The sequence below is a fragment of the Micromonospora sp. WMMC241 genome, from assembly GCF_027460165.1.
Classification (GTDB): Bacteria; Actinomycetota; Actinomycetes; order Mycobacteriales; family Micromonosporaceae; genus Micromonospora; species Micromonospora humi.
The window spans coordinates 3,910,062-3,931,723 of the sequence record NZ_JAPZBF010000001.1 but is presented as its reverse complement, the minus strand read 5'-3'; the positions used below and the strand labels follow the sequence as shown (position 1 = coordinate 3,931,723).

Below are 21,662 nucleotides of genomic sequence, written 5' to 3'. Positions count from 1 at the left end.
GCGCCCTCGCCCGCGGCTGACGGTCACGGTCGTAGGATGCCGCGGTGGCCGACCACACCACCGGAAAGATCGACTTCAGGAGGACGCTCGACGTCTACCGGGCGAGAGCGGGTCACTTCCGGACGGTCGACGTGCCCGACATGCGTTACCTCATGGTCGACGGCCACGGCGACCCCAACACCTCGCCCGCCTTCACCGAGGCGATCGAGGCGCTCTACCCGACGGCGTACAAGCTGAAGTTCGCCAGCAAGCGTGACCTCGGGCGCGACTACGTCGTCCCGCCCCTGGAGGGCCTGTGGTGGGCCGACGACATGGCCTCCTTCACCACCGCACGGCACAAGGCACGCTGGCACTGGACGCTGATGCTCATGGTCCCCGACTGGATCGACGAGTCGATGGTCGCCGCCGCTGTCGCGCAGGCCGCCGCCAGGGACCGGCCGGCGCGCCTGGACGACGTCCGCCTCCGCGTGCTGTCCGAGGGGCGGTGCGTGCAGACGCTGCACGTGGGCTCCTTCGACGACGAGGCCGACGTGCTCGCCCGGCTGCACCACGAGTACCTCCCGGCCAACCGCCTCCGGATGACCGGCGACCACCACGAGATCTACCTCAGCGACTTCCGCCGGGTCGCGCCCGAGCGGCGACGCACCATCCTCCGGCAGCCGGTCACCGACTTGTGAGCGACGCCCGAAGGGCGGGAGGCCGGCCGAACCTGCCGGGGCGTCGACCAGGCGGGCGAGCGCGAGGAACGATTTCTGGGGTTCCTGGTAGGGGGGCGTTGGTCCTTATGGTGGCTTTCGGACCGAGTCGCCCCCTGGAGGTTGGTGATGACGACACTTCCGGACGCCGGGCTGCGCGCCCGGATGGCGGGTTACTACGACATCCTGGAGAAGGCCGACGACGAGGGGGATCTCTATGCCCGGCTGCTCCGCGGGCCGGAGGATCCCTATCCGGTCTACGAGCAGATCCGGGCGCTCGGGCCGCTGCCGCGCAGCGCGCTCGGCACGTGGGTGACGACCGATCACCAGATCGCCAACAAGGTGCTGCGGGACCGCCGCTTCGGGGTACGGCTGGCCGACGGGCAGAAGGTGCCGGAGTTCATGAACTTCGACAACTCGATGCTCGGACTCGACCCGCCGAACCACGCGCGCCTGCGCAAGCTCACCATCCCGGCGCTCAACCCGCGGATGGCCGGCAGGTGGCGGGGCCGGGCGGACGAGCTGTGCGCCCGGTTCATCGACGAGCTGCCCGCCGACGGCGCCACGTTCGACCTGATGACCGAGTTCGCCCAGAAACTGCCGGTCACCGTGATCGCCGATCTCGTCGGTATCCCGGACGACCTGCGGCCGCGCTTCACCCGACTGAGCCGGCGGATCGCGCCCCTGCTCGACGGCGTGGTCTCGTTCCACAAGGTACGCGGCGTCGACCTGGCCATCGGTGAGCTGACCGACATGTTCCGGGGCATCATCAAGCTGCGGCAGGAAGACCCCGGTGACGATCTGATCAGCCAGATGCTGCCCGCGATCGACGACGGCCGGCTGACCATGGACGAACTCGAGCCGCTGTGCATGTTCCTGCCGCTGGCCGGCTCGGAGACCACTGTCAACCTGATCGGCAACGGCGTGCGGGCGCTGCTGGCCAACCCCGACCAGTGGGACCTGCTCCGCGCCGACCCGGAGGGCCTGGCGGCGGGCGTGGTCGAGGAGACGCTGAGGTTCGACCCGCCGGTGCAGCAGTACCGCCGGGTCGCCCACCAGGAGATCGAACTCGCCGGGGAGGTGCTGCCGGTCGACGGCGAGCTGGCGATCCTGGCCGCCGCCGCGAACCGAGACCCGGCCGTCTTCGACGACCCGCACCGGTACGACATCACCCGGAAGAGCGCCGCCGACACACTGTCCTTCTCGGCCGGCATCCACTACTGCCTCGGTGCCCCGTTGGCCCGGGTCGAGGCCGAGGCGGCGTTCCGGGCGATCGCGACGCGCCTGCCCGACCTGCGCGTGGCGGGCGAGCCCCGGCGCCGCGACTCCTTCATCATCCACGGCATGCTGCACTTCCCCCTCTCCGTCGGGTGAGCGCAGTGGATCCACTCTGTATGTAGGCGCTTCCATATGCAGCGCAAGTCGGGCAAACTGGGCCCGCCACCTAGCGACTTCGAGGGGAATCATGGAGCCATCGACCACTCAGTACGCCGCAGCGGAAAGTCCTGATGTGGATGGCCGGCCGGCGGCCCTGCGCCTGACCGGCCTGCACAAGGAGTTCGGCTCGAACACGGCGGTCGACCACGTCGACCTCGTGGTGCCGCAGGGCTCCTTCTTCGGACTGGTCGGCCCGAACGGTGCGGGCAAGACGACGTCGCTGTCCATGGCGGTCGGGCTGCTCCGCCCCGACGAGGGCGCCTCGCAGGTGTTCGGGGTGGACGTGTGGTCCGACCCGGTCGAGGCGAAGACGCTGATGGGTGTGCTGCCCGACGGGCTGTCCATGCCGGAGCGGCTGACCGGGCGCGAGCTGCTGACGTACGTCGGGCAGTTGCGCGGCATCGAGGCCGGCGTGCTGGCCGGCCGGGTCCAGGAGCTGCTCGACGTGATGGAGCTCGGCGGCGCCGAGCGCACCCTGGTGGTCGACTACTCCACCGGCATGCGCAAGAAGATCGGGCTGGCGACCGCCCTGCTGCACGGGCCCCGGCTGCTGGTGCTGGACGAGCCGTTCGAGGCGGTCGACCCGGTGTCCGCGGCGGCCCTCAAGGCGATCCTCATCGGGTTCGTCTCCGCCGGCGGCTCGGTGGTGCTCTCCAGCCACGTGATGCCGCTGGTCGAGCAGTTGTGCGACACCGTGGCCATCATGGCCGGGGGCAAGGTCGTGGCGGCCGGTCCGCTCGGCGAGGTGCGCGGCGACACCACCCTGGAGCAGACGTTCGTCCGGCTGGTCGGCGGCGACGAGCACACCCGGAAGGGGCTGTCGTGGCTGGCGTCCTGATCCGGATGAAGCTGTCGATCATCAAGAACTCGATGACCGGCGGCCGGGCCGCGTGGATGCTCGTCGGCGCGGTCTTCGGCCTGCTGTTCGCGGCCGCCACCATCTGGCTCTCCCTGGTCGACCTGCCCAACGCCGACGTGCTGGGCGACCTGCTGGCCGGCGTCTTCCTGATGTGGACGCTCGGCTGGCTGATCGGCCCGCTGTGGGGCGGCTCGGCGGTGCTGCGCGCCGACCACTTCGCGCTGCTGCCGGTGCCGCGCCGCCGGCTCGCGGTGGGGCTGCTGGGGGCGGCGTTCGTCGGGATCACCACCGCGGTCACCGCGCTGGGCTTCCTCGCCCTGATCACGTACGGGGCCCGGCAGGGTCTCGTGCCGGCGCTGCTGGCGGTGCCGATCGCGGCCCTGCAACTGGTCTTCGTCGTGCTGCTGTCCCGGGTGGTCTACGCGTTGTTCGGCGTCGTCGCGGCGTCCCGGGTGGGTGCCGCGATCACCGGCGTGCTGTTCGCGGCGATGCTCGTGCTCACCCAGTCCGGCTGGATGATCGTCGTGGCCGTGATGTACTCCGACATCCTGCAGACCGGGTTCTCGCACACCACCACCGTCACGCTGCGGGCGATCCCGTCGAGCTGGGGCGTGGTGGCGGTGGACGCGGCGGGCCGTGGGGACTGGCCGCTCGCGCTCGCCGCTCCGGCCGGCCTGGCCGTGCTCTGCGTGCTGCTGCTGCTCGTCTGGTCGGTCGAGCTGGGCAATCCGCGCCGGGCCCGGGTCACCATCCGGGGCAGCGCCGGCCGTGCCCCGGTCAGCGGCGGCCCGCTCGGCGGCACCACCGGCGCGGTGGTCCGCAAGGAGCTGCGCACCTGGTGGCGTGACCCGCTGCGGACCACCACCGCGGTGGTGCCGATCGTCTGGGCGCTGGGCACCGTGCTGCTGCCGCTGACCTTCGACGCCCGGCTCCTGCTGCCCTGGGCCGGCCCGGCGGTCGCGCTCTTCGCGATCACCTCGGCCTGCAACCTCTACAGCCAGGACGGCACCGCACTCTGGCAGACGATGACGACCGGCACCCAGCGTGCCGACGTGCGGGGCCGGCAGTTGGCGTACCTGATCGTCTTCGCGCCGGCGGCGATCGCCCTGAGCATCGGCTTCGTCTGGTGGAGCGGGATGACCTGGACCTGGCCGTGGGTCGCCGCCGCGGTGCCCGCGCTGCTCGGCGGCGGCGCCGGCCTGATCGTCTACTCGTCGGTGTTCGGCATGGTCCCCGGCCCGGACGCCCACAAGCGGCCGAGCAACCCGCTGGAACGCGCCGACACGACCGGCCAGTCCAACGTGCTGTTCTGGGTCGGGCTGCTGCCGCCGGCGCCCGCGCTCGCCCTGGTCTATCTCGGCACCCGGTTCGACCAGCCGTGGTTGACCTGGGCCGGGGTGCCGGTCGGCGTGCTGACGGGCGTCGTCGTCGCCTGGGTGCTGGGCGGTGCGGCGGTCCGCAAGCTCAGCGCGGACGGCTCGGACCTGCTGCACACCATGCGCACCGGCCGGCCCACCGTGGTCCGCAAGGCCGGCGACGCCGAGGCGGCCAAGAAGGGCGGCACGATGGAGGGGCTGAGCTGGGGTCTCGGTTCGATCCTGCTGATCCCGCAGGGGATCATCCCGCTGGTCTTCATCCTGTCCGACATCGACGTCAAGTCCTGGTTCCTGGCGATGTACGTGCGGCCCCTCTACGGCGTGCCGATCGCCGTGGTCAGCATCCTGGCCGGCGTCGCCCTGTACGCCCGGGCCATCATGACCAAGGTCAACAACCGGGCCGGACGCGGCGCTGCCCCGTCGGCGGCCCAGGGGCGCGAGCTCGAATCGGTCTGACCGGCGACCACCGCGAGGGGGGCGGGGCAGGCATCACCACGATGCCTGCCCCGCCCCCTTTCCCGGTGCGGTGAGGGGCTGCCACCTCGCCTAGGGGTTGGTCCGTGAGCAGGGCATTCATAGTGTTCGGGATATCGCCCGTCGCCGTGACGGTTGCCGTCCGCCGGACCGAATTCGAGGCGCCGATGTCCGAGAACCGCAGCCCCGACAACGATCCCGTCGCCGTTGTCGGGCTGGCGTGCCGGTTGCCCGGCGCTGCCTCCCCCGACGCGTTCTGGCACCTGCTGCGCGACGGCGTCGACGCCGTCCGCGAGGCCCCGCCGGACCGCTGGCCGGCCGGTCCGGACCGCCCCCGGGGCGGTTGGCTCGACGAGGTCGACCGGTTCGACGCCGGGTTCTTCGACATCGCCCCGCGCGAGGCCGCGGCCATGGACCCGCAGCAGCGCCTGGTGCTCGAACTGAGCTGGGAGGCGTTGGAACGCGCCGGGATCCCGGCGGCGGAGCTGCGCGGCAGCGCCACCGCGGTGTTCGCCGGGGCGACCAGCGGCGACTACGCGACCATCGCCCAGCGCGGCGGTGGCACCCCGATCGGCCAGCACACCACGACCGGCCTGAACCGGGGCCTGATCGCCAACCGGGTCTCCTACGCGTTGCGGTTCACCGGTCCGAGCGTGACCGTCGACGCCGGGCAGGCCTCCTCACTGGTGGCCGTCCACCTCGCCGCGCAGAGCCTGCGCTCCGGCGAGGCCACCGTCGCGCTGGCCGCCGGCGTCCAGCTCAACCTCGCCCCGGAGAGCACGCTCGCGCTGTCCGCGTTCGGCGCGCTCTCGCCCGACCAGCGGTGCGCCGTGTTCGACGCGTCCGCCAACGGCATCGTGCGCGGCGAGGGCGCCGTGGTGCTCGTGCTCAAACCGCTGGCGGCGGCACTGGCCGACGGCGACACCGTCCACTGCGTGATCCGGGGCAGCGCGGTGAACCACGACGGCGGTGGCGACAGTCTCGTCACCCCGGTCGAGGAGGCGCAGGCGCGGGTGCTGCGGGCGGCGTACCGGCGCAGTGGCCTCGCCCCGGAGCAGGTGCGCTACGTCGAGCTGCACGGCACCGGCACCGCCCTGGGCGACCCGATCGAGGCGGCCGCGCTCGGCACGGTGCTCGGCGCCGGTCGCACCGGCGAGCCGCTGCGGGTCGGTTCGGTCAAGACCAACATCGGCCACCTCGAGGCCGCCGCCGGGATCGCCGGCCTGCTGAAGACCGTCCTCGCCATCAGCCACCGCGAGTTGCCGCCCAGCCTGCACTTCACCGCGCCCCCGGCGAGCATCCCGCTGGAGCGGCTCGGCCTGCGGGTCCAGACGGAACACGGCGGGTGGCCCGGCGCCGGACCGCTCGTCGCCGGCGTCAGCTCGTTCGGCATGGGCGGCGCCAACTGCCACGTCGTCCTCGCCGAAGGCCCCACCGCCGACGGCGACGCCGCCGTTCCGGCACCGAGCGCCGACGGCGCGGCCGCCGCGCTGGTGCCCTGGATGGTGTCGGCCCGCACGCCCGAGGCGCTGCGCGAGCAGGCCGCCCGGCTGGCCGCCGGCGTCGACCCGGCCGACTCCGACGTGGCGATCGCCCGGGCGCTGGTGCGCACCCGCACCGGCTTCGAGCACCGCGCGGCCGTCCTCGGGCGGGACCGCGCCGAGCTGCGCGACGGGCTCACCGCGCTGGCCTCCGGGCTGCCCGCCACCGGCGTGGTCACCGGCACGGCCCGGCCCGGCCGGATCGTGTTCGTGTTCTCCGGCGAGGGCTCGCAGTGGCTCGGGATGGCCCGCGCGCTGCTCGACCAGTCGCCGGTGTTCGCCCGGGAGTTCGAGGCGTGCGACCGGGCGCTGCGCCCGTACGTCGACTGGTCCCTGCGGGACGTGGCGCTCGGCGTCGAGGGCGCGCCCCCGGCCGACCGCCTCGACGTGCTCCAGCCGTACCTGTTCGCGGTCCGCGCCGCGCTGGCCGCGATGTGGCGGGCGCACGGCGTCGAACCCGCGGCGACCGCCGGCAGCTCCCAGGGCGAGGTGACCGCGGCGTACGTGGCCGGCGGTCTCACCCTGGACGACGCGTGCCGGGTCATCGCGCTGCGCAGCCTGATCTACACCCGGCTCGTCGGCCGCGGCGGCATGGTCGCGCTGACGCTGACCCGCGACGAGGTGCGCGAGCTGATCGCCGGCTGGGACGGCCGGATCGAGATCGCCGCCGTCAACGGATCGCGGGCGGTGGTGGTGGGCGGCGCGAACGACGCCCTGGACGAGCTGGTCGCGCACTGCGTCGCGCACGACATCCAGGCCACCCGGGTACGGGCCGGCTTCGCCTCGCACACCGCGCAGGTCGACGAGTGCCGCGACGAGCTGCTCGACGCGCTGGCCGACCTGCGGCCGCGCACCGGCACGGTGCCGTTCTGGTCCACCGCGCTCGACCGCTGGGTGGACACCGCGGAACTCGACGCGGACTACTGGTACGACAACGTCCGCCGTACCGTCGAACTGGAGGCCGCGGTGCGCGGCCTGGCCGCCGACGGCTTCCGGTTCTTCGTCGAGGTGAGCCCGCACCCGACACTGGTGCACAGCGTCCGGGACACCGCCGCCGACGCCGGCCTCGACCTGGTCGCGGTGCCGACGCTGCGCCGCGACGACGGCGGCCTGGACCGCTTCGTCACCTCGGTCGCCACCCTCGCGGCGGCCGGCGCCGAGCCGGACTGGGCGAGCGTGCTGGGCGCGCCGGTCGGGCCGCGGGTCGCGCTGCCCACCTACGCGTTCCAGCGCAGCCGGTTCTGGATCACCGACGACCCGGCCACCCTGCCCGCGCCGCCGTCCCGCCGGGCCGCGGCGACGCCGTTGTCGGCCGACCCGCTCGTGCTGGTCCGCGCGCACGCGGCGGCCATCCTCGGCCACGCCGGGCCGGACGACGTCGACGCCGACCGCACGTTCCGCGGTCTCGGCTTCGACTCGCTGACCGCGGTCGAGCTGCGCAACCAGCTGGTCGCCGCCACCGGCGTCGAGCTGGACACCACGGCCCTCTACGACCACCCGACGCCCCGCCGGCTGGCCGCGCACCTGGGCAGCCGGGCCGCCGGCGCGGGCGACGACGTACGCCCGGTCACCGCCACCGTCGCCGCCGGCAGCGAGCCGATCGCCGTCGTCGGCATCGGCTGCCGGTACGCCGGCGACGTCCACGGCCCGGCCGAGTTCTGGCGGCTGGTGGCCGGCGGCGTCGACGCGGTCACCGGCCTGCCGGCCGACCGTGGCTGGACGGTCGACCTGGCGTCCGGCGCGGCCGGCGGGTTCCTGACCGACGCCGCCGACTTCGACGCGGCGTTCTTCGGCATCTCGCCGCGCGAGGCGCTGGCGATGGACCCGCAGCAGCGGGTGCTGCTGGAGACCGCGTGGGAGGCCCTGGAGCACGCCCGGCTGGACCCCCGGTCGCTGCGCGGCACCCCGACCGGCGTGTTCGTCGGCGCGATGGCCCAGGAGTACGGGCCGCGGCTGCACGAGGCGTCCGGCGCGGTCGAGGGGCAGGTGCTGACCGGCACCACGATCAGCGTCGCGTCCGGCCGGATCGCCTACACGCTCGGGCTGGAGGGCCCGGCGATGACCGTCGACACGGCGTGCTCGTCGTCGCTCGTGGCGCTGCACCTGGCCGGGCAGGCGCTGCGGTCCGGGGAGTGCGACCTGGCCCTGGCCGGCGGCGTGACGGTGATGTCCACCCCGGGCATCTTCACCGAGTTCTCCCGCCAGGGCGGCCTGGCCCCGGACGGGCGGTGCAAGGCGTTCGCGGACGCCGCGGACGGCACCGGCTGGGGCGAGGGCGCCGGCGTGCTGGTGCTGGAGCGTCTCGCCGACGCCCGCCGCAACGGCCACGAGGTCCTCGCGGTGCTGCGCGGCACCGCGGTCAACTCCGACGGCGCCTCCAACGGCCTGACCGCCCCGAACGGGCCGTCGCAGCAGCGGGTGATCCGCCAGGCGCTGGCCAACGCGGGGCTGCGACCGACCGACGTGGACGCGGTGGAGGCGCACGGCACCGGCACCCGCCTGGGCGACCCGATCGAGGCGCAGGCGTTGCTGGCGACGTACGGGCAGGACCGGCCGGCGGACCGGCCGCTGCTGCTCGGGTCGGTGAAGTCGAACCTCGGGCACACCCAGGCCGCCGCCGGCGTCGCGGGCGTCATCAAGATGGTGCTGGCGATGCGGCACGGCATGCTGCCGGCGACGCTGCACGTGGACGCGCCGTCCGGGCACGTCGACTGGTCGTCCGGCGCGGTGCGGCTGCTGACCGAGACCCGGGACTGGGCCGCCGAGGACGGCCGGGTCCGTCGGGCCGGCGTGTCCTCGTTCGGCATCAGCGGCACGAACGCGCACGTGATCGTGGAGGAGGCGCCGGCCGCGCCCGGGACCGCGTCGTCCCCGGTGGCCGTGACGGCGCTGCCGTGGGTGCTGTCGGGCCGGTCCCCGGAGGCCCTGACCGCGCAGGCGCGCGCGCTGGCCGGGTTCGTCGCCGGGCGGCCGGAACTGGACGTCGCCGCGGTGGCCCGGGCGCTGGTGTCGACGCGGGCGGCGCTGGAGCACCGGGCCGTGGTGGTCGGCGCCGACCGGGAGGAACTCCTGGCGGGACTCGCCGCGGTGGAGCCGGCCGGTGCGGCGGGCCCCGCCGACGGCGGTGTCGTCCTGGTCTTCCCCGGGCAGGGCGCCCAGTGGCTCGGCATGGCCGCCGAGCTGCTGACCGAGTCGCCGGTCTTCGCCGCCCGGATCGCCGAGTGCGCGGCGGCCCTGGCGCCGTATGTGGACTGGTCGCTGCTCGACGTCCTGGAGTCGGCCGACGACAGCTGGCTGCGGCGCGTGGACGTGGTGCAGCCGGCCCTGTGGGCGGTGATGGTGTCGCTGGCCGAGGTGTGGCGGACGTTCGGTGTCGACATCGCCGGCGTGGTCGGGCACTCGCAGGGCGAGATCGCGGCGGCGGTGGTGGCCGGGATCCTGTCGCTGGCGGACGGCGCCCGGGTGGTGGCGGTGCGCTCGGCGGCGCTGCGGGCGATCGCCGGCACCGGCGGGATGCTCGCCGTGGCCGCGGATCCGGCCGCCGCGGCCGCGCTGATCGAGGGCGTCGCCGGGGTGTCCGTGGCGGCGACCAACGGCCCGGCCTCGGTGGTGCTCTCCGGTGACGTGGCCGGCGTGGACGCGGTCGAGGCCCGGTGCGCGGAGCAGGGGGTGTGGTGCCGGCGGGTGCCGGTGGACTACGCCTCGCACAGCGCGCACGTGGACAGCCTGCGGGCGGAGCTGCTGGCCGCGTTCGACGGGCTGACCCCGCGGGCGGGCACGGTGCCGTTCCACTCCACCGTGACCGGTGCGCGGGTCGACCCGGCGGAGCTGGACGCGGCGTACTGGTTCGAGAACCTGCGCCGGCCGGTGCGCTTCGACGAGGTGGTGACCGGGCTGATCGCCGCCGGGCACCGCACGTTCGTCGAGGCCAGCCCGCACCCGGTGCTCACCGCGGGCATCGGTGAGCGGGGCGGCGCGGCGGTCGGCTCGCTACGCCGGGGCGAGGGCGGGCTGGCCCGGATGCTGCGCTCGGCCGGAGACCTGTGGACCCTGGGCGGGCCCGTCGACTGGCGGGTGGCCACCGGTGACGGCCCGGTCGGCGAGCTGCCCACGTACGCGTTCCAGCGGCAGCGCTTCTGGCTCGAACCGTACGGCCCGCTGCTGGGCGAGCCGATCAGCCTGGCCGGCGCCGGCGCCCTGTGGAACGGCACCCTGTCGACGGCGGCCCTGCCCTGGCTCGCCGACCACGCGGTGCTCGGGCAGACGCTGCTGCCCGGCGCGGCCTTCGCCGAGATCGCGTTGCAGGCCGTGCCCGGCCTCGGCGAGCTGACCCTGCAGGCGCCGCTGGTGCTGCCCGCCGGCGGCGACGTCGCGATCCAGGTGATCGTCGAGGACGGCGCGTTCCGGATCGCCTCGCGGGCCCCGGACGGCGCGAGCTGGACCGTGCACGCCACCGGGACCGTGGCCGAACCGGCCGCGCCCGATGACGCCGGGCCGCTCGGATGGCCGCCGGCCGGCGCGGACGAGCTGGACCTGGGCGACTTCTACGACGAGCGGGCCGCCGCCGGTTACGGGTACGGCCCCGCGTTCCGCGGCCTGCGCCGCGCGTGGCGGGCGGGCGACGACACGTACGCCGAGGTCGAGCTGCCGGCCGAGGCCACGGCCGGACTCGACCGGTTCGGGCTGCACCCCGCGCTGCTCGACGCCGCCCTGCACGCCGCGCTGCTCGCCTTCGACAGCACGGTCCTGCCCTTCGTCTGGTCCGGCGTGCGGCTGTACGCCACCGGCGCGACCCGGCTGCGGGCGCGGATCAGCCCGGTCGACGCGGACACCGTGGCGGTGTCGCTCGCCGACGCCGGCGGCGCGCCGGTCGCCGAGATCGACGCGCTCACGTTCCGCCCGGTGTCGTCGACGGCGCTCACCACCGCCACCACGGCGGTGCGCGACGCGTTGTTCGAGGTGCGCTGGACGCCGTCGGACGCCCCGGCCGCCGCGCCGGCCGGGACGGTGCTGCGGGCCGGCGGCCCGCTGCGGGAGCGACTCGCCGAGGTCCTCACCGCGATCCAGGACCACGTCGAGGGCGACCATGCCGAGCCGCTGGTGGTCGTGACGAACGGGGCGGTGCCGGTCGGTGGCCCGGTCACCGACCCGGCCGGCGCGGCGGTCTGGGGCCTGGTGCGGTCGGCGCAGACCGAGCATCCCGGGCGTCTGCTGCTCGTCGACACCGACGGCGACCTCGGCGGGCAGCCGCTGCCCGCGGACGAGCCGCAGATCGCGCTGCGCGACGGCGTCGCCCACGTGCCGCGGCTGACCCGGGCGACCGTCACCGCCGCCGAGGAGACGCCCGCGACCGGCGGCACGGTGCTCGTCACCGGCGGCACCGGCGTGCTGGGGGCGCTCGTCGCCGAGCGGTTGGTCACCGTCCACGGCGTACGCCGTCTGGTGCTGACCAGCCGCCGGGGCCCGGCGGCGCCGGACGCGGCCGAGCTGGTCGAGCGGCTGACCGCCCTCGGAGCCGAGGCCACCGTGGTCGCCTGCGACGCCGCCGACCGGGCCGCGCTGGCCGCCGTGACCGCCGGGGTCGATCTCACCGGCGTGGTGCACTGCGCCGGCATCCTCGACGACGGCGTGCTGACCGCGATGACCGCCGACCGCCTGGACCGGGTGCTCGGCCCGAAGGCCGACGCCGCGCTGCACCTGCACGAGCTGACGGCCGGCACGGAGCTGGACTTCTTCGTGCTGTTCTCGTCCGTCGCGGCGACCCTGGGCACCGCGGGTCAGGCCAACTACGCGGCGGCCAACGGCTTCCTCGACGGCCTGGCCTCGCTGCGCCGCGGCCAGGGGCTGGCCGGCACCTCGGTGGGTTGGGGGCTGTGGGCCGAGACGTCCGCGATGACCGGGCAACTCACCGGCCGCGACGTGAGCCGGCTCGGCGGCGCGTTGTCCACCGAGGACGGCATGGCGCTCTTCGACGCGGTGCTGCGGTCCGGCCCGGCGCACGCGGTGGCGGCCCGGATCGACACGCGCGGCGACTCCGTCCCGGCCCTGCTGCGCGGCCTGGTCCGGCAGCCGGCGCGGCGGGCCGCCGCGACCGCGGCGTCCCCGACGTTCACCGCCGACGACCCGGCCGAGCGCCGCCGCCGGCTGCTCGATCTGGTACGCGCCGAGGCGGCCGCGGTCCTCGGGCACGCGTCGCCGGCGGCCGTCGACCCCGACCGGGTGCACGTCGACCTCGGCTTCGAGTCGCTCACCGCGGTCGAGCTGCGCAACCGCCTGGCCCGGGCGACCGGCCTCAGCCTGCCGGCGACCCTGGTGTTCACCTATCCCACCCCGAACGCCGTCGCCGACTACCTCGCCGAACGCCTGGGCGCGCCGGCCGCGCAGCCGGCCCGGGCCGCGAGCCCGGCGGTGACGGCGGCCGACGAGCCGATCGCGATCATCGGGATGAGCTGCCGCTACCCGGGCGGCGTGACCGGGCCGGACGAGCTGTGGCGGCTGGTCGCCGACGGCGGGGACGCGGTCACCCCGTTCCCGGCCAACCGAGGCTGGGACACCGACGCGCTCTACGACCCCGACCCCGACCGGCCGGGCACCACGTACGCCACCGAGGGTGGCTTCCTGCACGACGCCGACGCGTTCGACGCGGAGTTCTTCGGCATCTCGCCGCGCGAGGCCCTGGCCATGGACCCGCAGCAGCGGATCCTGCTGGAGACGGCCTGGGAGGCGTTCGAGTCGGCCGGGATCGACGCGCGCACCGTGCGCGGCACCCGGGCCGGTGTGTTCACCGGCGTCATGTACCACGACTACCAGACGCTGCTCGCCGCCTCGGACACGCCGGACCTCGACGGGTACGCCGCGATCGGCGTCGCCGGCGGGGTGGCCTCCGGGCGGGTCGCCTACACGTTCGGCCTGGAAGGCCCGGCGGTCACGGTGGACACGGCCTGCTCGTCGTCGCTGGTCGCCGTGCACCTGGCCGCCGAGGCGCTGCGCCGGGGCGAGTGCACGACGGCGCTGGCCGGGGGCGTCACGGTGATGGCCACGCCCGGCACGTTCGTCGACTTCAGCCGGCAGCGCGGCCTCGCCCCGGACGGCCGGTGCAAGTCGTTCGCCGCCGCCGCCGACGGCACCGGCTGGTCGGAGGGGGCCGGGCTGCTGGTCCTCGAACGCCTCTCCGACGCCCGGCGCAACGGGCACCGGATCCTGGCGGTGGTGCGTGGCAGCGCGGTCAACCAGGACGGCGCCTCGAACGGGCTGACCGCACCGAACGGCCTCTCCCAGCAACGCCTCATCGCCGCGGCGCTGGCGGCGGCCGGGCTGGAGCCGGGCGACGTGGACGCCGTCGAGGCGCACGGCACCGGCACCACGCTCGGCGACCCGATCGAGGCCGAGGCGATCATCGCGGCGTACGGGCGGAACCGTCCCGCCGACCGTCCGCTGCGGCTCGGCTCGCTGAAGTCGAACATCGGCCACAGCCAGGCGGCCGCCGGCGTCGGCGGGATCATCAAGATGGTCCTGGCCATGCGGCACGGGATCCTGCCCCGGACGCTGCACGTGGACGAGCCGACGCCGCACGTCGACTGGGCCGGCGGCGCGGTGGAGCTGCTGCGGGAGGCCTGTGCGTGGCCGGAGACCGGCCGGGCGCGCCGGGCCGGCGTGTCCTCGTTCGGGATCAGCGGGACCAACGCGCACGTCGTACTGGAGGCGCCGCCGGCCGCCGACACGGTCGAGCCGGTGCTTCCGGCCGGGCCGGCGCCGCTGGTGCTCTCCGCGCCCGGCGCCGCCGCGGTGCGGGCCCAGGTCGCACGGATCCGGGGGTTCCTGGCCGGGCGGCCCGAGCTGGAGCCCGCGCGGGTCGGCGCGGCGCTTGTCGGGTCGCGGGTGGTCTTCGACCATCGCGCCGTGCTGATCGACGACGTGACCGAGACCGGGGTCGTCGAGCCGGGTGCCCTGGCGTTCCTGTTCGCCGGTCAGGGTGCGCAGCGGGTCGGGATGGGTGCCGGTCTGGTGGCGCGGTTCCCGGTGTTCGCGGAGGTGTTCGAGGGGGTCGTGGCCCGGTTCGACGGGTTGCGGGAGGCCCTCGATTCCGAGGCGATCCACCGGACGGTGCACACGCAGGCGGGGTTGTTCGCGGTCGAGGTGGCGTTGTTCCGGCTGCTCGAATCGTGGGGTGTGGCCCCGGACTATCTGTTGGGGCATTCGATCGGGGAGATCGCCGCCGCGCATGTGGCGGGGGTGATGTCGCTGGACGATGCGGTGACGTTGGTGGCGGCGCGTGGTCGGTTGATGCAGGCGTTGCCGGCGGGTGGGGCGATGCTGGCGGTGCGGGCGTCCGAGGAGTCGGTGCGGGAGATCATCGCCGGCACGGGTGTCGACGTCGCCGCCGTGAACGGTCCGACGTCGGTGGTGATCTCCGGTCCGGCTGACGCCGTCGACGAGTTGGCGCCGCGGTTCGCGAAGGCGACCCGGTTGACGGTGTCGCACGCGTTCCATTCGTCGTTGATGGAGCCGATGCTGGCCGAGTTCGCGGCGGCGATCGGGCACATCGAGTTCGGGGTGCCGCGTGTTCCGGTGGTGTCGAACCTGACCGGTGTGCCGGTGCAGGAGTTCACCGTCGACTACTGGGTGCGGCACGTGCGCGAGGCGGTGCGTTTCGACGACGGCATGACCTGGCTGGCCGAGCACGGCGTGACTCGGTGCCTGGAGGTCGGGCCGGCGGGTGTGCTGAGCGCGCTGGCCGCGCCGGAGTTGACCTGCGTCGCGGCGTTGCGCAGGGACCGCGACGAGGCGTCGACGCTGCTGGCCGCCGTCGGCCGGTTGTGGACCCTCGGCGTGCCGGTGGACTGGAGCGCGGTCCTGCCGCCGGCCGGGCACGTCGACCTGCCCACCTACCCCTTCCAGCGCTTGTCCTACTGGCCGGCGCCGTCGACGGCCACCCCGGCGACGCGGCACGCCCCGGGGGAGGCCCGGTTCTGGGACGCGGTCGACCGCGGGGACCTCGCCCAGCTCGCCGGCGACCTCGACGTCACCCCCGACACGATCGACTCGGTCCTGCCCGCGCTCGCCGCCTGGCGCCGCGACCAGCGGTCCACCACCGTCGTCGACGGCCTGCGCTACCGGGAGAGCTGGGTGCCGCTCAGCCTGCCCCCGGCCCGGCTCACCGGCCGCTGGCTCGCGGTCGCCGCCGCGCACCCGCCGGTCGGGGACGTCCTCGACGCGCTGCGTGACCAGGGCGCCGACGTCCTGGACGTCGTCGTGTCGGCGCCGGAGGACCTGACCGAGCGCCTCACCGACCTCGACGCGGGTCACCTCGACGGCGTCGTACTGCTCACCGGGCTCGCCGAGGAGCGGCTGTCCGACCGCCCCGCCGTACCGTCCGGGCTGGCGCTGACCGTGACGGGCATCCAGGCGCTCGCGGCGGCCGGGATCGACGCGCCGGTCTGGTGCCTGACCCGGGGCGCGGTGTCAGTCGGGCGCTCCGACCCGCTGCGCGCCGACGTGCAGGCGGCGGTGTGGGGACTGGCCCGGGTCGCGGCCATCGAACAGCCCGTCACCTTCGGCGGCGTCGTCGACCTGCCGGAGGTCGTCGACGAGCGGGCCGGGCAACGCCTCGCCGCGGTTCTCGCCGCGGGCACCGAGGACCAGGCCGCCGTCCGGGGCTCCGGCGCCTTCGGCCGCCGGCTGGTCCGCGCCCCCGCCCCGACCGGCACGCCGCCCCGTCCCGCCCCGACCGGCACCGTGCTGGTCACCGGCGGCACCGGGGCGCTGGGCGCGCATGTCGCCCGCCGGCTCGCCGCCCACGGCGTACCGCGTCTGCTGCTGCTCTCCCGGCGCGGCCCGGACGCGCCCGGCGCCACCGAACTGGTCGCGGAGCTGGCGGACCTGGGCAGCGACGCGACAGTGGTCGCCGCCGACGCCGGCGACCGCGACGCGCTGGCGTCCGTGCTGGCCGCGATCCCGGCCGATCGGCCCCTGACCGGCGTCGTGCACGCCGCCGGCGTGGTCGACGACGCCACCTTCCTGTCGCTCACCGTGGCGCAGCTCGACGCCGCCCTGCGGTCCAAGGCCGTGGCGGCGGAGCACCTCGACGAGCTGACCCGTGACCTGCCGCTCGACATGTTCGTGCTGTTCTCCTCGTTCGCCGGCAGCGTCGGCAACGCCGGCCAGGCCGGGTACGCGGCGGCGAACGCCCGCCTCGACGCGATCGCCGCACGGCGGCGCGCCGCCGGCCTCCCGGCCACGGCCGTCGCCTGGGGCCCGTGGGCCACCGGCGACCCGGCCGCCGGCGGCGCGGGCATGGCCGCCGGGGAGGTGGGGGAGCGGCTGCGCCGGCTCGGGCTGTCGCCGGTGCCGGTGCCGGCCGCCCTGGACGCGCTCGACACGGCGCTCCGGTGCCAGGACACCGCGATCGTGGTCGCCGACGTCGACTGGACCCGGTTCGCCCCGACCCGGCCGAGCGCGTCGACGAGCCTGCTGGCCGAACCGCCCACCGCGACCGCCGCGCCGGCCGACCTCACGACGCTGGGCGCCGCCGACCGGCGCCGCGCCCTGCTCGACCTGGTCCGCGCCCGGACGGCCGCCGTGCTCCGGCACCCGATGCCCGACGCGATCGAACCCGGCCGCGCCTTCCACGACATGGGGTTCGACTCGCTGACCGCTATCGAGCTGCGTAACACCCTCGCCGCCGACAGCGGCCTGCGGCTGCCGCTCACCCTCGTCTTCGACCACCCCACCCCGGCCGCCCTGGCCGACCACCTGGCCGCGCTGCTCGGCGGCGAAACCGACGATCCGGTCGAGGCCGCCCAGCCGGTCGCGGACGCCGACGACCCGATCGTCGTCACGTCGATGGCGTGCCGTTTCCCCGGCGGCGTGCGCACCCCGGAGGACCTGTGGGCGCTCGTCCGCGACGGCGTCGACGGGCTCACCGAGCCGCCTACCGACCGGGGCTGGCGGCCCGGAACCGGCTTCGTCGGCGGGTTCCTGGCCGACGCCGCCGACTTCGACGCCGCCCTGTTCGGCGTGTCCCCGCGCGAGGCCCTCGCCATGGACCCGCAGCAGCGACTGCTGCTCGAATCGGTCTGGGAGACCTTCGAGCGGGCCGGCATCGACCCCCGATCGGTGCACGGCGCACGGATCGGCGTGTTCGCCGGCACCAACGGGCAGGACTACCCGGCCGTGCTGGCCGCCGCGGGCGGCGCCGACGTCGAGTCGCACACCGCCACCGGGAACGCCGCCGCCATCCTCTCCGGCCGGGTCTCGTACGCGTTCGGTCTGGAGGGCCCGGCCGTCACCGTCGACACCGCGTGCTCGTCGTCGCTGGTGGCGATGCACCTGGCGGCGCAGGCGATCCGGGCCGGGGAGTGCCACGCGGCACTGGCCGCCGGGGTCACCGTGATGTCCACCCCCGGCGCGTTCGACGAGTTCGACAGGCAGGGCGGCCTGGCCCCGGACGGCCGCTGCAAGGCGTTCGCCGACGCGGCCGACGGCACCGGCTGGGGTGAGGGCGTCGGCGTCCTGCTGCTGGAGCGCCTGTCGGCGGCGCGGGAGCACGGCCGCGAGCCGCTGGCCGTGCTGCGGGGCAGCGCGGTCAACCAGGACGGTGCGTCGAACGGGCTCACCGCCCCGAACGGCCCCTCGCAGCAGCGGGTCATCCGGCAGGCGCTGGCGAACGCCGGACTGTCCCCCGCCGACGTGGACGCGGTCGAGGCGCACGGCACCGGCACGAAGCTGGGCGACCCGATCGAGGCCCAGGCGCTGCTGGCGACCTACGGGCAGGACCGGCCGGAGGACCGGCCGGTGTGGCTGGGCTCGGTGAAGTCCAACATCGGGCACACCCAGGCGGCGGCCGGCGTCGCCGGGGCGATCAAGATGGTGCTGGCGATGCGGCACGGCGTCCTGCCGGCCACGCTGCACGTGGACGCGCCCACGGGGCGCGTCGACTGGTCGGCCGGCGCGGTGCGGGTGCTGACCGAGGCGCGGGAGTGGGACAGCCCCGGGCGGGCGCGCCGGGCCGGAGTGTCCTCGTTCGGGCTCAGCGGCACCAACGCCCACGTGATCCTGGAACAGGCGACGGCGGCGCCGGCCGCCGCGGCGCCCGCGCCGGCGGGCCCGGTCGCCTGGGCGTTCTCCGCGAAGACCGACGGCGGCCTGCGCGGGCAGGCTCGGCGACTGGCCGGGTACGCGACGTCGGCCGACCCGTCGGACGTCGCGCGGGCACTCGCCGGCGCCCGGGCGACGCTGGAGCACCGCGCGGTCGTCGTCGCGGACACCGCGGAGCGTTTCGCCGCGGACCTCGCCGAGCCGTCGTCGCTGATCTCCGGCGTCGCGTCGCCGGGCGGGTCGGCGTTCCTGTTCACCGGTCAGGGCGCGCAGCGGATCGGCATGGGTGCGGGCCTGTACGCCCGGTTCCCGGTGTTCGCGGCGGCGTTCGACGGGATCTGTGCCCGCTTCGACCAGCTCCTCGACGTGCCGCTGCGCGACGCGATCGACTCCGACGCGATCCACCGGACGGTCTACACCCAGGCCGGCCTGTTCGCGGTCGAGGTGGCGTTGTTCCGGTTGGTCGAGTCGTGGGGCGTGATCCCGGACTTCCTGTTGGGCCATTCGATCGGTGAGATCGCCGCCGCGCACGTCGCGGGTGTCATGTCGCTCGACGACGCGGTCACGCTGGTCGCCGCTCGGGGTCGGTTGATGCAGGCGTTGCCGGCGGGTGGGGCGATGCTGGCGGTGCGGGCCTCCGAGGCCGAAGTCCGCGGCCAGCTGATCGACGGGGTGGACGTCGCCGCGGTCAACGGGCCGACCTCGGTCGTCGTCTCCGGGCCGGAAGAGAAGATCGACGAGTTGGCACCGCGGTTCGCCAAGGCGACCCGGTTGACGGTGTCGCACGCGTTCCACTCGTCGCTGATGGAGCCGATGCTGGCGGACTTCGCGGCGGCGATCGGGCACATCTCGTTTGCGCCGCCGCGCATTCCGGTGGTGTCGAACCTGACCGGGGAGCCGGTCGAGGAGTTCACCGCCGACTACTGGGTGCGCCACGTGCGGGAGGCGGTGCGCTTCGACGACGGCATGTCCTGGCTCGCCGGCCACGGTGTCACACGTTGCCTGGAGATCGGCCCGGCGGGCGTGCTGTCCGCGACGGCGGCACCGGACCTCACCTACGTCCCGGCGCTGCGCAAGGACCGCGACGAGGTCACCACGCTGCTGGAGGCCGCCGGCCGGCTCTGGACCACGGGCGTGCCGGTCGACTGGACCGCCGTCGTCGGCCGCCCCGAGCGGACGCTGGACCTGCCCACGTACGCGTTCGACCGGACCCGGTTCTGGCCGGCGACCCCACCCCGGGACGGGGACACCCCGCGGTTCCACGCCGAGGCCTGGGTTCCGCTGGCCGAGCCCACCGTCGCGCCGGCCGGCACCTGGCTACTGGTGCTGCCCGACGGCGTCGACTGCGCCGACATCGTCGCCGCCTTCCCGGCGGCGCGGACCGTGACCGTCGACGACACCGCCGGCCGCGCCGAGTTCACCGCCCTGCTCGCCAGCGCCACCGACGCCGGGCCGCTGCGCGTGCTGTCGCTGCTGGGACTGGACACCACGCCGCACCCGGGCCAGCCGGACGTGCCCGCAGGCCTCGCCTCGACCGTGGCGCTCGCCCACGCGGTCACCGGCCTGCCGGGGCCGGCGAAGCTCTGGTGCCTGACCCGCAACGCGGTGGCCACCGGCGCCGCCGACGGCCCGGTGAACGCCGTCCAGGCCCACCTGTGGGGCCTGGGCCGGGTCGCCGCGATGGAACTGCCCCAGCACTGGGGTGGCCTCGTCGACGTGCCGCCGGACCTCGACGAGACCGACCGGCGTCGGCTGGCCGCCGCGCTCGCCGCCGCCGACGAGGACCAACTCGCGCTCCGGCCCGCCGGCCTCCTCGCCCGACGGCTGCGCCGCACCGACCCACCGGCCGGCGCCGTCGAACCGGTGATCCCGACCGGCACCGTGCTGGTCACCGGCGGCACCGGCGCCCTCGGCGCCCACGCCGCCCGCTGGCTCGCCGCCCGGGGCGTACCCCATCTGCTCCTGCTCTCCCGGCGCGGCCCGGACGCGCCCGGCGCCGCCGACCTCGTCGGCGAGCTGACCGCGGCCGGCGCGACCGTCACCGTGCGGGCCTGCGACGTGGCCTCGCGCACCGACCTGGCCGCCGCCATCGACGCCATCCCCGCCGAGCACCCTCTCGACGGTGTCGTGCACACCGCCGGGGTGACCGCCGACAGCCCGCTGGAGACGCTCACCCTCGACCAGTTGGCGGCGGTGCTGCATGCCAAGACCCTCCCGGCGGCGCACCTCGACGCCCTCACCGCCGGCCGGCCGCTGCGGATGTTCGTGCTCTACTCCTCGATGGCCGGCGCGGTCGGCAACCCGGGGCAGGCGAACTACGCGGCCGCGAACAGCTACCTGGACGCGTTGGCCGGCGACCGGCACGCCCGCGGCCTGCCCGCCACGGCGCTGGCCTGGGGCCCGTGGGCGGACGGCGGACTCGCCGCCGGCCCCGCGCTCGCCGACCGGCACCGTGGCTTCGGCCTGCGGCCACTGGCCGCCGGCCCGGCGATGGCGGCGTTCGGCCTCGCCGTCGCGGGTGACCGACCGGCGCTGGTGGTGGGCGACGTCGACTGGACGGCGTTCGCCGCGGCCACCGGACCCAACCGGCTGCTCGCCGAACTCACCGACCCGCCCGCGACCGGCGACGCCGGTAGCGCCTCCCCGGCCGACCAGCTGCGCGCCCGCCTCGCCACCGCCACCGACCGGGACCGGGTGATCCTCGACCTGGTCCGCGCCGAGACCGCCGCGGTCCTGCGGCACCGCGACCGGGACCGGATCGACCCGGCGTCGTCCTTCCGGGACCTCGGCTTCGACTCGCTGCTCGCGGTCGAGCTGCGCAACCGCCTCGGCGCCGCCGCCGGACTGCCGCTCCCGGCGACGCTGGTGTTCGACCACCCGACGCCGGCCGCGCTGGCCGCGTACCTGATGCCGCAGGTGGCCGGCGAGCCGGAGCGTCCCACGGTGGCGAGCGAGATCGACCGCCTGGAGGCCGTCCTCTTCGGCGTCGCCCCGGACGAGGACGAGCGGGACGGCATCACCGCCCGACTGCGCGCCCTGCTCGACAAGTGGAGTCGTACCAACGCCGCACCCGAACCCGGCGACGACCTCGACGCCGGGCTGGACCTGGCGACCGCCGACGAGATGCTCGAGCTGATCCAGCGCGAGTTCGGCAGCCCCACATGACCACCCACCGCATTCGACA

General features: G+C 75.5%; 5 protein-coding genes. All 5 read left to right on the top strand.

Annotated features, from left to right (window positions below):
- Positions 1-44 precede the first annotated feature (44 nt).
- The 5 genes from O7598_RS17605 (at position 45) to O7598_RS17585 (ending at position 21,643) form a co-directional block, all read left to right on the top strand.
- Positions 45-677: a GyrI-like domain-containing protein gene (locus O7598_RS17605; protein WP_269692426.1), complete on the top strand. Its 633-nt coding sequence runs from the start codon at positions 45-47 to the stop codon at positions 675-677.
- A gap of 147 nt (positions 678-824) precedes the next feature.
- Complete coding sequence (locus O7598_RS17600; RefSeq protein ID WP_269692425.1) at positions 825-2,069, top strand: cytochrome P450; 1,245 nt, start codon at positions 825-827, stop codon at positions 2,067-2,069.
- Positions 2,070-2,160: 91 nt separating this feature from the next.
- Positions 2,161-2,970, top strand: coding sequence for an ABC transporter ATP-binding protein (locus O7598_RS17595; RefSeq protein WP_442929867.1), 810 nt, complete (start codon positions 2,161-2,163; stop codon positions 2,968-2,970).
- A complete protein-coding gene (locus O7598_RS17590) occupies positions 2,955-4,823 on the top strand; it encodes a hypothetical protein (RefSeq protein WP_269692423.1) in 1,869 nt (622 codons plus the stop codon). Before O7598_RS17595 ends, O7598_RS17590 begins: the two co-directional genes overlap by 16 nt.
- Positions 4,824-5,008: 185 nt before the next feature.
- Positions 5,009-21,643: a type I polyketide synthase gene (locus O7598_RS17585; protein WP_269692422.1), complete on the top strand. Its 16,635-nt coding sequence runs from the start codon at positions 5,009-5,011 to the stop codon at positions 21,641-21,643.
- Positions 21,644-21,662: the final 19 nt, after the last annotated feature.

Coding starts and splice junctions, on each gene's coding strand:
- O7598_RS17600 (WP_269692425.1), top strand. CDS start 825: ATGACGACACTTCCGGACGCCGGGCTGCGCGCCCGGATGGCGGGTTAC.
- O7598_RS17595 (WP_442929867.1), top strand. CDS start 2,161: ATGGAGCCATCGACCACTCAGTACGCCGCAGCGGAAAGTCCTGATGTG.
- O7598_RS17585 (WP_269692422.1), top strand. CDS start 5,009: ATGTCCGAGAACCGCAGCCCCGACAACGATCCCGTCGCCGTTGTCGGG.